General features: G+C 74.8%; 14 protein-coding genes. 11 read left to right on the top strand and 3 right to left on the bottom strand.

The genetic code is table 11. The features are described 5' to 3' along the window. The 11 genes from ABZ794_RS29300 to cobA form a co-directional block, all read left to right on the top strand. The coding region (locus ABZ794_RS29300; protein WP_357518555.1) for a VWA domain-containing protein at positions 1 to 820 on the top strand (820 nt) is incomplete at its 5' end. A gap of 72 nt (positions 821 to 892) precedes the next feature. Beyond that, positions 893 to 1,504 carry a cob(I)yrinic acid a,c-diamide adenosyltransferase gene (gene cobO, locus ABZ794_RS29305; protein ID WP_357518557.1) on the top strand — a complete coding sequence of 204 codons (612 nt, stop codon included), beginning with the start codon at positions 893 to 895 and terminating at the stop codon, positions 1,502 to 1,504. After that, a complete protein-coding gene (locus ABZ794_RS29310; RefSeq protein WP_357518559.1) occupies positions 1,498 to 2,853 on the top strand; it encodes a cobyrinate a,c-diamide synthase in 1,356 nt (451 codons plus the stop codon). The genes cobO and ABZ794_RS29310 overlap by 7 nt, the downstream gene beginning before the upstream one ends. Then, a complete protein-coding gene (gene cobI / locus ABZ794_RS29315) occupies positions 2,850 to 3,626 on the top strand; it encodes a precorrin-2 C(20)-methyltransferase (protein WP_357518561.1) in 777 nt (258 codons plus the stop codon). Before ABZ794_RS29310 ends, cobI begins: the two co-directional genes overlap by 4 nt. Further along, positions 3,623 to 4,468: a precorrin-4 C(11)-methyltransferase gene (gene cobM / locus ABZ794_RS29320; protein ID WP_357518563.1), complete on the top strand. Its 846-nt coding sequence runs from the start codon at positions 3,623 to 3,625 to the stop codon at positions 4,466 to 4,468. The genes cobI and cobM overlap by 4 nt, the downstream gene beginning before the upstream one ends. After that, positions 4,465 to 5,616: a cobalt-precorrin-5B (C(1))-methyltransferase gene (locus tag ABZ794_RS29325; protein WP_210786352.1), complete on the top strand. Its 1,152-nt coding sequence runs from the start codon at positions 4,465 to 4,467 to the stop codon at positions 5,614 to 5,616. The genes cobM and ABZ794_RS29325 overlap by 4 nt, the downstream gene beginning before the upstream one ends. Further along, positions 5,613 to 6,911 (top strand): precorrin-6y C5,15-methyltransferase (decarboxylating) subunit CbiE, encoded by a 1,299-nt coding sequence (gene cbiE / locus ABZ794_RS29330; RefSeq protein ID WP_357518565.1) that lies wholly within the window; start codon positions 5,613 to 5,615, stop codon positions 6,909 to 6,911. Before ABZ794_RS29325 ends, cbiE begins: the two co-directional genes overlap by 4 nt. After that, a complete protein-coding gene (gene cobJ, locus ABZ794_RS29335; protein WP_357518567.1) occupies positions 6,908 to 8,635 on the top strand; it encodes a precorrin-3B C(17)-methyltransferase in 1,728 nt (575 codons plus the stop codon). The genes cbiE and cobJ overlap by 4 nt, the downstream gene beginning before the upstream one ends. Further along, on the top strand, positions 8,623 to 8,820 hold the full coding sequence (locus tag ABZ794_RS29340; protein WP_112588067.1) for a 4Fe-4S binding protein: 198 nt from the start codon (positions 8,623 to 8,625) through the stop codon (positions 8,818 to 8,820). The genes cobJ and ABZ794_RS29340 overlap by 13 nt, the downstream gene beginning before the upstream one ends. Next, a complete protein-coding gene (locus ABZ794_RS29345; RefSeq protein ID WP_210787252.1) occupies positions 8,817 to 9,413 on the top strand; it encodes a precorrin-8X methylmutase in 597 nt (198 codons plus the stop codon). Before ABZ794_RS29340 ends, ABZ794_RS29345 begins: the two co-directional genes overlap by 4 nt. Then, complete coding sequence (cobA, locus tag ABZ794_RS29350) at positions 9,410 to 11,065, top strand: uroporphyrinogen-III C-methyltransferase (protein ID WP_210787254.1); 1,656 nt, start codon at positions 9,410 to 9,412, stop codon at positions 11,063 to 11,065. The genes ABZ794_RS29345 and cobA overlap by 4 nt, the downstream gene beginning before the upstream one ends. Here the strand turns inward: cobA and ABZ794_RS29355 are convergent, their stop codons facing one another. From ABZ794_RS29355 to ABZ794_RS29365, 3 genes are read right to left on the bottom strand one after another with little or no spacing between them, the layout of a single operon-like run. Continuing rightward, positions 11,066 to 13,219, bottom strand: coding sequence for an FtsX-like permease family protein (locus ABZ794_RS29355; RefSeq protein ID WP_357518570.1), 2,154 nt, complete (start codon positions 13,217 to 13,219; stop codon positions 11,066 to 11,068). Further along, positions 13,216 to 13,896, bottom strand: coding sequence for an ABC transporter ATP-binding protein (locus ABZ794_RS29360; RefSeq protein ID WP_210787258.1), 681 nt, complete (start codon positions 13,894 to 13,896; stop codon positions 13,216 to 13,218). The genes ABZ794_RS29355 and ABZ794_RS29360 overlap by 4 nt, the downstream gene beginning before the upstream one ends. After that, positions 13,893 to 14,417 carry a PadR family transcriptional regulator gene (locus ABZ794_RS29365; RefSeq protein WP_210787260.1) on the bottom strand — a complete coding sequence of 175 codons (525 nt, stop codon included), beginning with the start codon at positions 14,415 to 14,417 and terminating at the stop codon, positions 13,893 to 13,895. The genes ABZ794_RS29360 and ABZ794_RS29365 overlap by 4 nt, the downstream gene beginning before the upstream one ends. Positions 14,418 to 14,520: the final 103 nt, after the last annotated feature.

The following is a 14,520-nucleotide window of genomic DNA, read 5'->3' on the forward strand; positions in this document are numbered from 1 at the left end:
CAAGCCGGTGGCCGAACCCCGGGGTGGGCTGAAGGCGCGGGTGCTCACCGCGCCCGGCCTGGGTGACGGGGTGCCGGGCCGACGGTCGCGGGCCCGCACCGGGCGGGGCCGCACCACCGGCGCCCGGGTGCCGGCGGGTCGGGTGGGCGCGCTGCACCTGCCGGCCACGATCCGCGCCGCCGCGCCGCACCAGGCGGCCCGGGGCCGGGTCACCGGTCCGCTGCGACTGCGCCGGGACGACCTGCGCGAGGCGGTTCGTGAGGGGCGCGAGGGCAACCTGGTGCTGTTCGTGGTGGACGCGAGCGGCTCGATGGGCGCCCGGCAGCGGATGACCACAGTGAAGGACGCGGTGCTCGCCCTGCTCACCGACGCGTACCAGCGGCGGGACAAGGTCGCGGTGATCGCGTTCCGGGGTGCCGGCGCCCGGACCCTGCTGCCGGCGACGTCGTCGGTGCTGGCCGCCTCGACCCGGTTGGCCGAGTTGCCCACCGGCGGGCGTACGCCGCTGGCCGAGGGGTTGCTCGCCGCCGTGGACCTGTTGCGGGTGGAGCGCCTGCGCGATCCGAAGCGCCGCCCACTGGTCCTGATCGTCACCGACGGGAGAGCCACGGCGGGCACCCGCCCGCTGGACCGCGCGGCAGCAGCAGCGAAGGTCCTGGCCGCCACCGGTGCCCCCTGCGTGGTCGTCGACTGCGAGTCCGGCCCGGTCCGCCTGCACCTGGCCGCCCGCCTGGCCACCCAGCTGAACGCCCCAAGAACCCCCCTGGAAGCCCTCACCCACCCCCACCCCCGCGATCTTGCACTTCCGGTCGCGGCATAAGGGGCGAGGTGCGCATATGACCAACAGAAACTGCAAGATCGCGGGAGTGCCCGCGGGACGGGGGATGGGCTGATGCCGCAGGGACAACCTAGTTCGGTGCCTCTTGACGGGTTGACGACCCGGCAGCGGCGGCACCGGCCACTGCTGATCGTCCACACCGGACAGATGAAGGGGAAGTCGACGGCCGCCTTCGGGCTGGCCCTGCGGGCCTGGACGGCCGGGCTGCCGGTCGGCGTGTTCCAGTTCGTCAAGAGCGCCAAGTGGCGGGTGGGGGAGGAGAACGCCTTCCGGGCGCTCGGCGAGGTGCACGAGCGCACCGGCCAGGGCGCACCGGTGGCCTGGCACAAGATGGGCGAGGGCTGGTCCTGGATCCAGCGCGGCGGCGACGCCGACCACGCCGCCGACGCCCTGGAAGGTTGGCGGCAGATCCAGCGTGACCTGGCCGCCGAGCGCTACGGGCTGTACGTGCTGGACGAGTTCACCTACCCGATGAAGTGGGGCTGGGTCGACGTCGACGAGGTGGTCGCCACCCTGGCCGACCGCCCCGGCTTCCAACACGTCGTGATCACCGGTCGGGACGCCGACCCACGCCTGGTCGCCGCCGCCGACCTGGTCGCCGAGCTGACCAAGGTCAAGCACCCGATGGACGCCGGCCAGAAGGGCCAGAAGGGCATCGAGTGGTGAGCGCACACTGGGCGCTGCCCCGGGTGGTGGTCGCCGCGCCGGCCAGCGGACACGGCAAGACCACTGTGGCCACCGGGCTGCTCGCCGCGCTGCGCCGACGGGGCCTGACGGTCAGCCCGCACAAGGTCGGCCCCGACTACATCGACCCCGGCTACCACGCCCTCGCCGCCGGCCGACCCGGGCGCAACCTCGACCCGTTCCTGGTCGGGGCCGACCGGATCACCCCCCTGCTGCGACACGGCGCGAGCGTCCCCACGCCCGCCGACATCGCCGTGATCGAGGGCGTCATGGGCCTGCACGACGGCGCGGTGGGCCGCCGCGACTACGCCTCCACCGCGCACGTCGCCCGGCTGATCGAGGCACCCGTGCTGCTGGTGCTGGACACCACCGCGCAGGGCCGGTCGGCCGCCGCGCTCACCCTCGGTATGGCCGCGTTCGATCCGGCGGTACGGATCGGCGGGGTGATCCTCAACCGGGTCGGCTCACCCCGGCACGAGACGCTGCTGCGCGACGCCCTCGCCGAGGTGCACGTACCGGTGCTCGGTGCGGTCACCCGCGCCGTCGAGGTGGCCGCGCCGGCCCGGCACCTCGGGTTGGTGCCGGTCGCCGAGCGGACACCCGAATCCGTCGCGATCGTCACCGCGCTCGCCGAACTGGTCGAGGCCACAGTGGACCTCGACGCCGTGCTCGCCCTGGCCCGGACCGCCCCCCCGCTGACCGGCCCGGCGTGGGACCCGGTCGTCGCCGTCGGCGGGCCGGCCGGCGTCGAGCGACCACGCGTCGCCCTCGCCGGTGGTCCGGCCTTCACCTTCTCGTACGCGGAGACCGCCGAACTGCTCACGGCCGCCGGCGCGGACGTCGTCACCGTCGACCCGCTGCGAGACTCGGCGCTGCCCACCGGCACCCGGGCGGTGGTGATCGGCGGCGGCTTCCCCGAGGCGTACGCCCAGACGCTGGCCGACAACACAGCGCTCCGCGCCGAGCTGGCCGACTTCGACGGGCCGATCGTGGCCGAGTGCGCCGGACTGCTCTACCTCGGGCGGTCCCTGGACGGCGTACCGATGTGCGGCCGACTGGATTTGACCGCCCGGATGACCGACCGGCTCACCCTCGGCTACCGGGAGGCCCTCGCCGTCACCGACTCCCCGGTGGCGCGCGCCGGCGAGCCGGTACGCGGCCACGAGTTCCACCGCACCACCACCGACCCGGGGCACGGCGACGCGCCGGCGTGGCGCTGGAACGACACCGGGCACGGCTTCGTCGCCGGTCGGGTGCACGCGTCCTACCTGCACACCCACTGGGCCGGCCACCCGGACGCGGCCCGTCGACTCGTCGAGGCGTGCCGGTGAGCGCCGACGTCACGCTCACCGGGGTCGGCGTCGGGCCGGGCGACCCGGAACTGCTCACCGTCAAGGCGGTGCGGCTGCTGCGCGAGGCCGACCTGGTCTTCGTACCCGTGATGGCGGACCGGGTCGCGCCCACAGCGACCGCCGGTGCGACGCCGCCGGGTGCGGACGGGCGGGCCGAGACGACAGTGCGCTCCCATGTCGCGGCGGAGCGGCTGCGCCGACTGCCGTTCGCGCTGGACGACAGGGGTGGGGTCACCGCGCGCCGGGCGGCGGCCTGGGACGACGCCGCCCGGGTGGTGGTCGAGGCGATCGACGCGGGCGCCCGGTCCCTCGCGTTCGCCACCATCGGCGACCCCAACATCTACTCCACCTTCGGTTACCTGGCCCAGAGCGTCCGCGCGCTGCGCCCGGAGGTGCGGGTGGCGACAGTGCCCGGCGTCACCGCCATGCAGGAGCTGGCGGCCCGCAGCGGCACCCCGCTCTGTGAGGGACGCGAACCGCTCACCCTGCTGCCGGCCACCGCGGGCCTGGCGCTCTTCGCCGACGCCCTCGCCGGGCCGGGCACCGTCGTCGCCTACAAGGGCTGGCGGCGGCACCCGGAACTGCTCACCGAACTGCGCCGGCAGGGTCGCCTCGACGACGCCGTGCTCGGACGCAGCCTGGGGCTGCCCGGTGAACGCATCGGGCCGGTCGACGACACCGAGCACGACCTGCCGTACCTGTCGACACTGCTGGTTCCGGCCCGCCGCGAGCACCGAGGAGGAAAGCTGTGATCAGCGACGGCACTGTGTGGTTCGTCGGAGCCGGCCCGGGGGCGGCGGACCTGCTGACGCTGCGGGCCGCCCGGGTCATCGCCGAGGCGGACATCGTGATCTGGGCGGCCAGCCTGGTGCACGCCGACGTGCTCGACCACGCCCGCCCCGGCGCGGAGATCGTCGACTCGTCGCAGCTGCCCATCGAGGGGGTGCTGCCGCTCTACCGGCGCGCCGCCGAGCAGGGGCTGACCGTGGCCCGGATCCACTCCGGAGACCCGGCGCTGTGGGGCGCGGTGCAGGAGCAACTGGACGTGTGCCGGGCGCTCGACCTGGCCGTCGAGATCGTGCCCGGGGTGTCCTCGTTCACCGCCGTCGCGGCGATCGTCGGACGGGAGCTGACAGTGCCCGAGGTGGCCCAGTCGGTCATCCTCACCCGCCTCGAAGGCGGCAAGACCCCGATGCCGCCCGGCGAGCGGGTCCGCGACTTCGCCCGGCACGGCACCACAATGGCGCTGTTCCTCTCCGCCGCCCGCTCCGGGCAGGTGCAGGCCGAGCTGCTGGCCGGCGGCTACCCGGAGGACACCCCGGCGGTGGTGGCGTACCAGGCGACCTGGCCCGACGAACTGGTGGTGCACTGCACGATCGGCACCCTGGAGGCGACGGTCAAACAGCACAAGCTGTGGAAGCACACCCTCTTCCTGGTCGGCCCGGCACTCGCCGCCGAGGGCACCCGCTCGCACCTGTACCACCCCGGGCACTTCCACACCTTCCGCCGGGCCGAGCCGGCCGCCCGCGCCGAGCTGCGCCGCCAGGTCGGCGCCCGTACCGGGGGGACAGCCACACCGGGGCACACACCATGACGTACGCCGAGCCGCCGCTGCGCGAGCCGGACCTGCCGCGCACCGCGAAGGTCCGGCCCACCGCGCTGCGCACCGGCTGGACCACCGGCGCGTGCGCCACGGCGGCGGCCAAGGCCGCTGTCACCGCGCTGGTCACCGGCACCACCCAGCAGGAGGTGGAGATCGGGCTGCCCGCCGGACGCCGGGTGCGCTTCCCGGTGGAGCGCTGCGAGGTGACCGGCACCCCACCGGTCCGGGCCGAAGCGGTGGTGGTCAAGGACGCCGGGGACGACCCGGACGTCACCCACGGCGCCGAGCTGACCGCCACAGTGAACTGGACCGACGTCCCCGGCCTGCGGCTGGCCGGCGGCGCCGGCGTCGGCACTGTCACCAAGCCCGGCCTCGGGCTCGCGGTCGGTGGCCCGGCGATCAACGACACCCCGCGCCGGATGATCGGCGAGGCGGTGGCCGAGGTGGTCGACCTCAGCGAGGTCGGAGTTCGGGTGGTGATCAGCGTGCCCCGGGGCGAGATCATGGCCCGCAAGACCACCAACCGCCGGCTCGGCATCCTCGGCGGCATCTCGATCCTCGGCACCACCGGGATCGTCCGCCCCTTCTCCACCGCGTCGTGGCGGGCCAGCGTCGTGCAGGCAGTGCACGTGATGGCCGCCCAGGGCGAGCCGACAGTGGTGCTCTGCACCGGCGGCCGTACCGAGCGCGCCGCCCGCGCGCTCCTGCCCGACCTGCCCGAGGTCTGCTTCGTCGAGGTCGGCGACTTCACCGGGGCCGCGGTGACCGCCGCCGTGGGTGACGCCATGACCGGAGTGGTCTTCGTCGGCATGGCCGGCAAGCTCGCCAAACTCGCGGCCGGCATCCTGATGACCCACTACACCCGCTCCAAGGTGGACCTCTCCCTGCTCGGCGCGGTGACCGCCGAGGCCGGCGGTGACCCGTCGCTGGTCGCCGCCGTGACCGAGGCGAACACCGGGCGGCACGCGTACGAGCTGTGGGAGGCCGCCGGGCTGCTCGCCCCGGCCGGCGACCTGCTCTGCCAGCGGGTCCGCCAGGTGTTGCGGCGCTTCGCCGGGCCGACGGTCACCGTCGACGTGGCGATGGTCGACTTCGCCGGAGCGCACGTCGTCGCCTCGTCCGGCAGGTGGCCCCGATGACGCAGATGGCCCCGGTGACCGCCGTGACAGTGGTCGGCCTGGACGCGGCGGGAGCACCGCCGCACCCCGTGCTCGCAGCGGTGCTGGCCACCGCCGGGCTGGTGGTCGGGGCCGCCCGGCACCTGGCCGCGGTGCCCGTACCGGCCGGTGCGGACAGCATCACCCTCGGGCCGCTCGCCCCCGCCCTGCGCCGGCTCGCCGAGGCCGTCGCCGCCGGGGTGCCGGCCGTGGTGCTGGCCAGCGGCGACCCCGGTCTGTTCGGCATCGTCCGGCGGCTGCGCGCGGCCGGGCTGCCACTGCGGGTGGTGCCGGCGGTGTCCAGTGTGGCCGCCGCGTTCGCCCGCGTCGGGCTGCCCTGGGACGGCGCCGCAGTGGTCACCGCGCACGGGCGCGACCCCCGAGCCGCGGTGAACGCCTGCCGGGCGCTGCCACTGGTCGCGGTGCTCACCGCACCCGGCGCCGGCGCGGCCGAGCTGGGCGCCGGCCTGATCGGCTGGTCCCGCCGCCTGCTGGTCGCCGAGCACCTGGGCACCGCCGCCGAACGGATCCGCGCGGTGACCCCCGAGCAGGCCGCCGCCGAGACCTGGGCCGACCCGCACGTCCTGCTCAGCCTCGCCGACCCCGAACCGGCCGGGTCCGCGCCCGCCGACCCCGTTCCCGTCGGGGCTGCGCCCGCCGACGTCGTTCCCGAGACGGCCAAGGCCGACGGGATGCGGGCCGACAACCAGCCAGCCGCCGCGCCGGCCGGCGGCTGGGCGCTGCCGGAGGACCGGTACACCCACCGCAGCTCCATGATCACGAAGTGGGAGGTGCGGGCCCTCGTCGTCGCCCGGCTGCGCCCCCGGCTGGGCCGGCTGATCTGGGACATCGGGGCGGGCAGCGGCTCGGTCGGCATCGAGTGCGCGCTGCTCGGCGCGGCAGTGCTCGCCGTCGAACAGGACCCCGACGCCGGTGCCACCATCCAGGCCAACGCCGCCGCGCACGCCGTGCACGTCCGACTGGTTAGCGGACGTGCCCCGGCGGCGCTGGCCGACCTCCCCGAGCCCGACGCGGTCTTCGTTGGCGGTGGCGGCGTCGACGTCCTCACCGCGGTGGTGGCCCGCCAACCCGAGCGGGTGGTCCTCACCCTGGCCGCACTGGACCGGGTCGCACCGGCAGTGGGTCTGCTGCGCGCCGCCGGCTACACCGTCGAGGGCAGCCAGCTCTCCGCCGCCCGCCTCGCCGACCTGCCCGGCGGGTCGATCCGCCTCGCGGCCACCAACCCGGTGGTCGTCCTCACCGGGGAGCGCCCGTGACCGATCAGAACCCGCCAGCCCGGATCGGCCTGGTGGCGGCCACCGCCGCCGGCCGCCGCCACGCCGACACCCTGACCGCCGCCTGGCCGCACGCCCGGCTGGTCGAGGGGGAGACCGTCGCCGACGCGCTGCGGACCGCCTGGGTCGGGTGTGACGCGGTCATCGCGTTCCTGGCCACCGGTGCTGTGGTGCGGATCGTCGCGCCGCTGCTCGACGACAAGCGCACCGACCCGGCGGTGGTGGTCGTCGACGAGGCGGCCCGGCACGCCGTGGCGCTGCTCGGCGGACACGCCGGCGGGGGCAACGCGCTCGCCGAGCGGGTCGCTGCCCTGCTGGACGCCCGACCGGTGATCACCACCGCCACCGACGCTGTCGACCTGCCGGGGTTGGACACCCTCGGCTGGCCCGTGCAGGGCGCTGTCGCCGCAGTGTCCCGGGCCATCCTGGACGGCGAGCCGGTCCGGCTGATCGCCGACGCCGACTGGCCGCTGCCCGCCCTGCCCCCGAACGTGCGCGCGGCCGACGAGGACCCGACGGACGACGGGTACCGGCTGCTGGTCACCGACCGGGTCGTGTCACCCGACGAGCGGACCGCCGTGCTGCGGCCGCCGTCGCTGGTCGTCGGCGTGGGCGCGAGTCGGGGCGTACCCGCCGCCGAGGTGGCGGAGCTGCTGCACCGGGTGCTGGCCGAGGCCGGCCTCGACCCGGCGAGCCTACGCTGCCTGGCCACCGCCGACATCAAGGCCGACGAGGCGGGCATCCGCAGTACCGTCGACGCGCTCGGCGTACCCCTGGTGACCTGGCCGGCGACGCGGCTGGCGGCGGTGGACGTGCCGCACCCCAGCGAGGTGGTCCGTGCCGCGGTCGGCACGCCGAGCGTGGCGGAGGCCGCGGCCCTGCTCGGCCCGGACGGCCGGGCCGACGGCGCGACGCTGCTGGTGGGCAAGACCGCGACGGCGATGACCACCGTCGCGGTGGCCCGGCACGCGCCACGCGGCCGGCTGGCCGTTGTCGGCCTCGGGCCGGGCGCCGCCGACCTGCGCACCCCCCGCGCGGTGGCCGAGCTACGTCGCGCCGCAGTGGTGGTCGGCCTCGACCAGTACCTGGAGCAGGTCCGCGACGTGCTCCGCCCGGGAACCCGGGTGCTCTCCAGCGGGCTGGGCGCGGAGGAGGCACGGGCGCGCGCCGCCGTCACCGAGGCCGCCGCCGGCCGGGCGGTCGCGCTGATCGGCTCCGGCGACGCCGGGGTGTACGCGATGGCCAGCCCCGCCCTCGAGTACGCCGACGAGCGCATCGACGTGGTGGGCGTGCCCGGCGTCACCGCCGCCCTCGCTGCCGGGGCACTGCTCGGCGCGCCACTCGGCCACGACCACGCCTACCTGAGCCTGTCCGATCTGCACACCCCGTGGGACGTCATCGAGCGGCGGGTGACCGCCGCCGCCGAGGGTGACTTCGTGACGCTCTTCTACAACCCGCGTAGCCGGGCCCGCGACTGGCAGCTCGGCAAGGCGCTCGGCATCCTCGCCGCCCACCGGCCACCGGACACCCCGGTGGGCGTGGTGCGCAACGCCAGCCGCCCCGGCGAACGGGTGCACCTCGCCACAGTGGCCACGCTCGACCCGGCCATCGTCGACATGTACAGCGTCGTGGTGGTGGGCAGCAGCGACACCCGGCTGATCGCCGGCCGGATGGTCACACCCCGGGGGTACCGATGGCGCTCGTGACGATCGACGCCTGCCAGGGCTGCGGCGCCTGCCTGCTCACCTGCCCCACGCACGCCATCCGACCGGTCGCCGGTGGCCTCACGGTCCGCGCCGACCGGTGCACCGGCTGCCTGGAGTGCCTGGAGATCTGCCCGGTCGACGCGATCCGCGTCGTCGAGCCCGACCCCTGTGAAGGAGCCCGATGAGCCGGGTGGTGCACCCCATCGAGGCCGAGTCGTACCGCATCCTGCGCGAGCGCGTCGACCTGTCGCACCTGCCGCCGCTGAGCCGCGCCGTGACCGAGCGGGTGGTGCACGCCAGCGCCGACCTCGCGTACGTCGACGAGCTGGTCTGCGACGAGGCCGCCCTGGAGTCGGGGCTGACGGCGCTGCGCGCCGGTGCGCCAGTGGTCACCGACGTGGCGATGGTCGCCGCCGGCATCACCCGGGCCGGCCTGGAACTGGTCTGCCCGGTCGCCGAGCCGGCCGCCGCCGCACTGGGCCGCTCGGCCGGGATCACCCGCTCGGCGGCGGCCGTCCGGATCGCAGTGCAACGGGTCGGGCCCGGCGCGGTCTGGGTGGTCGGCTGCGCGCCCACCGCGCTTGTCGAACTGCTCATAGTGGACGCCGCACCGGCGCTCGTCGTCGGCCTGCCGGTCGGCTTCGTGGGCGCCGCCGAGTCGAAGGCGGCGCTGCGGGCCAGCGGCCTGCCCGCCGTGTCCAACGTGGGGGAGAAGGGTGGCTCGGCGGTCGCCGCCGCCGCCCTCAACGCCCTGCTCTACGTCGAGGAGAAGTCATGACCGGGTTGGTCGTCGTCGGGCACGGCACGCGCAGCGCGGCCGGGGTCGAGCAGTTCGCCGCTCTCGTCGAGCGGGTCCGTCGTCGCGGTGACATCGGCGACGTCGAGGGCGGCTTCATCGAGCTGTCCCGCCCACCGCTGACCGACGCTGTCGGCGCGCTCGTCGCCCGCGGGCACCGGGCGCTGGTGGCGCTGCCGCTGGTGCTCACCGGCGCCGGTCACGGCAAGGGCGACATCCCCGCCGCGATGGCCCGGGAGCAGCAGCGCCACCCCGGGCTGAGCTACCGCTACGGCCGCCCGCTCGGCCCTCACCCGCTGCTGCACGAAGCCCTCGAACAGCGCATCGACGCCGCACCGGCCGGCGCCGACCGGGCCGACACGGAGCTTGCTGGTGCCGACCGGGCCGGCACGTGGGTGGCGTTGATCGGGCGGGGGTCCACCGACCCGGACGCCAACGCCGAGGTCGCCAAGGTCGCCCGGCTGCTCTGGGAGGGGCGCGGCTACGCGGGTGTGGAGCCGGGGTTCATCTCCCTGGCGCAGCCGTCGGTGCCGGCGGTGCTGGAGCGCCTGCGCCGCCTCGGTGCGCGCCGGATCGTGGTGGCACCGTACTTCCTGTTCGCCGGTGTGCTGCCGGACCGGATCGTCGCCCAGTCGGCGGAGTTCGCCGCCGCCCACCCCGACCTGGACGTCCGCGTCGCCGAGGTGATCGGCGACTGTGACGCCCTCGCCGACCTCGTCCTGGAGCGGTACGCCGAGGCACTGGGCGGGGACATCCGGATGAACTGCGACACCTGCGCGTACCGGGTGCTGATGCCCGGCTTCGCGGACAAGGTGGGTCGCCCGCAACGCCCGCACGACCACCCCGACGACCCGGTCGGCCACCACCATCACCGGCACGACCACCACGACCACGGGCACGGCTCGGTCGCCGTGGTCGGTGGCGGGCCGGGGCCCGACGACCTGATCACGGTACGCGGAAAGGCGCTGCTCGACGCGGCGGACGTCGTGGTGGTCGACCGACTCGCCCCGCAGGGGCTGCTCGCCGGGCTGCGCCCCGACGTGCTGGTGGTCGACGCCGCGAAGGTGCCCCGTGGCCCGTCGATGGCCCAGGAGGCGATCAACGAGGCCCTGGTGTCGCACGCCCGCGCCGGTCGCCGCGTGGTCCGGCTCAAGGGCGGTGACCCGTATGTCTTCGGGCGCGGCCACGAGGAGGTGCAGGCCTGCGTGGCGGCCGGTGTGCCGGTGACGGTGGTGCCGGGGGTGAGTAGCGCGCTCGCCGCACCGGCCCTCGCCGGCGTGCCGGTGACGCACCGGGGCGTGGCGCACGACGTCACAGTCGTGTCGGGGCACCTGCCGCCCGGGCACCCCGACTCGCTCGTCGACTGGGCGGCGCTGGCCCGGGCCCGGGGCACCGTCGTGCTGTTGATGGCCGTCGACACCATCGCCAAGATCGCGACCGTGCTGATCGAGCACGGTCGTGCCCCGGAGAGCCCGGTGCTGGCCGTGCAGGACGCCGGGCTGCCCGACCAGCGATCGGTGCCCGCCCGGCTGGACGAGATCGGCGCCGTCGCCGCCCGGGAGGGCGTCGGCCCACCCGCCGTCTTCGTCCTCGGCCCGGTGGTGGCCCTCGCCACCACCGGGCCGACGGGATGACTACTCGCTGCGGGCGGTCTCCGGCCCGGTGATGCGTTCCAGCAGCGGCAGGGTGGAGGCGATGACGCCGAGGCAGGCTGCCAACCCGACCACGACGATCACGTAGAAGCCCGGCTGCGGCGCGACGAGGGTGTAGTCCATCTGCGCCCGGAGGAACAGGTGGGCGGCGAGGAGGCCCATGCCGATGGCGACGGCGGCGACGGCGAGCATCGGCACGGCGCTCTCCAACGCCACCACCCGACGCAGGACCCGCACCGGAGCGCCGCTGAGGCGCAGCAGGCTGAACGGGCGTCGGCGTTCGGTGAGACCGCCGATGACGCTGACCGCGAGGCTGCACCCTCCGAGCGCGAGGCTGGCGATGATGATGACGTTGGCCAGTTGCTCCCAGCCGCGCAGCGTGTTCGCGAAGTCCGACTCGAAGTCGCCGGGCACGTTCGGCCCGACCCAGAAGGTCGGGTGGGCGACCTCCAGCACGGTGCGGGTGCGCTCGACGGCGGCGGCGGAGCCGTCCGTGCCGACGACCATTGCCCCGACCGGTAGCCGTTGGAGTTCGTCGAGGGTGAGCGACGCGGCGGGCCAGACCGTCGCGGGCGATGCCGATTCCCGCCAGCGGCTGAGGCCGAACGGCACCTCGATGACGCTCGCGCCGTCGGCGCACCGGCCGTACGCGCTCGGGAGGTCGGTGCACGCGATCACCCCGACCTCGCCGGAGTCGGTCACCACCGGGTTCTGGCGGATGGCGGTCGCGGAGCGCACCCCGGTGATCGCCCGCAGTTCGGCGAAGAGCGTGTCGGGCACCGACGTTGTCTTCTCGTCGAAGACGGTGGTCACCGTGCCCGCGTCGGTCGAACCGGTGGGCGCCGGGCCGCGGTTGGCGACGATCGTGGTGATCACGCCGACGGACACGCTCGTGACGAAGAGCGCGAGCATGATGCCGCTGATCGCCCGGAAGCCGGCCTTCGGATTGTCGGCGAGGCGTCGCGCGGCGATGAGCGTGGCCGGGCGGTTGGCGTACCGGGCCATCACCCGGGCGCCGACCATCGTCAACCACGGGCCGGCGAACACCAGCCCGGCCATGATGAGCAGCAGCCCGGGCAGGAACACCGCGGCCTGGCCGTCGGAGGTCTCGGGCCGGAAGCCGATGGCGAAGAGCAGCACGGCGACGCCGAGCACCATCGGGATCAGCCGGTACGCGCGCGGCGCCCGGGGGGTGACCCGCCGGGTGACGCCCAGCGGCGAGATCCGGACCCGGCGCAGCGAGACCTGCGCCGCCAGCGCCGCGCCGGCCGGGACGCCGAGCGCCACCAGCAGGACGTCCAGCATCCCCAGGGACATGTCGTTCGGGAAGAACGGCATGCCGGTGAACGGGAGGCCCGCGAGCGGGTCGCGGAAGGCGTAGAACAGTCCGAAGCCGACGGCGGTGCCGGCGACGGCGGCGGCGGCCGCCTCCACGGCGGCGACCATCGAGATCTGTCGGGGCGTCGCGCCGACCAGGCGCATCGCGGCGAAGCGCTGCTCCCGGCGGGCGGCGCTGAGCCGGGTGGCGGTGCCGATGAAGATCAGCACCGGGAACAGCAACCCACCGGCGATCACGCCCAGGATCAGGTTCACAGTGGCCTCGGGGAGGGCGCGGGTCTCGCCGACGCTGGTGACCTTCTGCGCGTTGGGCAGTTTGGCGACCTCGTCGGGGGTGCCGCCGGCGATGACGAGCAGGGTGTCCGGCGAGGTCAGCGCGGCCGGGCCAACGGTGCCGAGGTCACGCCCCGGGTAGCGGTCGCCCAGTTGGTCGGCCGGGTGGGCGGCCAGCAGTTCGCGAAACGCGGGCGAGGCGTAGTACTCGCCTGGGCCCGGGGTGGTCGGGACACCGACCGGGGTGGGCGCTGTCGAGCCGGTCGCGGCGACGTCGATCCGGATGATCTGCTCACCGTGGAAGAAGTCCTGCCGGTTCGACCACCACAACGGGTCGGCGTCGCCGGCCGAGGCGCTCGGATACATCGACGCGTACCGGGTGAGCTGGGAGTTGACCGCGTTGACCCCGGCGAGGGTGGTCAGCAGCAGCCCGCTGCCGACCGCGACGGCGGCGGCGATGACGACCAGGCGGGTGAGCGCCTCACGGCCGCCGGCCACGGCGAGGCGGAGCCCGAAGCGGATCACGAGGCGACCCGGTCCGGCGCGTTCACGCGCCCGTCGCGGACCATGACCTCGCGGTCGGCGTACGCCGCGATCCTCGGCTCGTGGGTGACCAGGATGACGGTGGTGCCCTGCTCGCGGGCGGCGCCGACCAGCAGGTCCATCACCTGCTCGCCGGTGAGGGAGTCGAGCGCGCCGGTCGGCTCGTCGGCGAAGAGCACCTGCGGCTCGGCGACCAGGCCGCGAGCCAGGGCGACCCGTTGCGCCTGCCCGCCGGAGAGCTCACCCGAGCGCCGCTGCTCCAGGCCGTCCAACCCGAGGCGCGCGAACCAGGCTCGCGCCCTGGGCAGCGCCTGCTTGCGGTGTACGCCGCTGAGCAGCAGCGGCAGCGCGACGTTCTCCACAGCGGTCAGCTCGGGGACGAGTTGACCGAACTGGAACACGAAACCGAACCGGTCCCGGCGCAGGCTGCTGCGCTCGGTCTCGGCCATGGCGTGCACTCGGGCCCCGTCGAAGAGGATCTCGCCGGAGTCGGGCACCAGGATGCCGGCCAGGCAGTGCAACAGGGTGGACTTGCCCGAGCCGCTGGGGCCCATGACGGCGAGGATCTCGCCCGCCTCCACGGCGACGCTGGCGCCGCGCAGGGCGGGGGTCTGACCGAAGGAGAACTCGACGTCGCGCGCTTCGATCACGACGCTCACTGCCGCACCTCTTTCCGCAGGGCGTCCAGTCGGGCGCCGGTCATCTCGATCCATCGGAGGTCCGCCTCCAGGTGGTAGAGGCCGTGGTCGGCGAGCAGCGCGTCGACCAGGCTTCCGGCGCGCTTGATCTCGGTCAGCTCACGCATCCGGTGCAGGTGCGCGCTGCGCTGGGTGTCGAGGTATTCGGCGGCCGGGCGATCGAGCATCAGCGCGAGCACGACCTTGGCGAAGAGCACCGTCTGCAGGTGCGGTTCCGGGTCGACCGGTTGGGTCAGCCACTGCTCGACCTCGGTCGCGCCGACGTCGGTGATGATGTAGCGCTTGCGGTCGGGGCCGGCGCCGGGGGCGACGTCGCTGATCACCACCTTGCCGTCGCGGGCCAGTCGGCTGAGGGTGGAGTAGACCTGGCCGAACGGCAGTGGCTTGCCCCGGCCGAAGAAGGCGTCGTAGTCGCGCTTCAGGTCGTAACCGTGGCTGGGCTCGCGTTCGAGGAGTCCGAGAAGGGTCAGTGGCACGCTCATGCCAGCAGACTACACCGAGGGTATACCCCGCGTATATACCCTCGGTGTGTTGTGGATCGGCAGTGGTGCCAGGCGTTTGTGGGGATGAAATCGGGCGCGGCGT

The organism is Micromonospora sp. NPDC047187 (assembly GCF_040643355.1).
Taxonomy (GTDB): Bacteria; Actinomycetota; Actinomycetes; order Mycobacteriales; family Micromonosporaceae; genus Micromonospora; species Micromonospora salmantinae.

Coding starts and splice junctions, on each gene's coding strand:
- cbiE (WP_357518565.1), top strand. CDS start 5,613: ATGACGCAGATGGCCCCGGTGACCGCCGTGACAGTGGTCGGCCTGGAC.
- cobO (WP_357518557.1), top strand. CDS start 893: ATGCCGCAGGGACAACCTAGTTCGGTGCCTCTTGACGGGTTGACGACC.
- ABZ794_RS29340 (WP_112588067.1), top strand. CDS start 8,623: ATGGCGCTCGTGACGATCGACGCCTGCCAGGGCTGCGGCGCCTGCCTG.
- ABZ794_RS29325 (WP_210786352.1), top strand. CDS start 4,465: ATGACGTACGCCGAGCCGCCGCTGCGCGAGCCGGACCTGCCGCGCACC.
- ABZ794_RS29365 (WP_210787260.1), bottom strand. CDS start 14,417: ATGAGCGTGCCACTGACCCTTCTCGGACTCCTCGAACGCGAGCCCAGC.
- ABZ794_RS29345 (WP_210787252.1), top strand. CDS start 8,817: ATGAGCCGGGTGGTGCACCCCATCGAGGCCGAGTCGTACCGCATCCTG.
- cobA (WP_210787254.1), top strand. CDS start 9,410: ATGACCGGGTTGGTCGTCGTCGGGCACGGCACGCGCAGCGCGGCCGGG.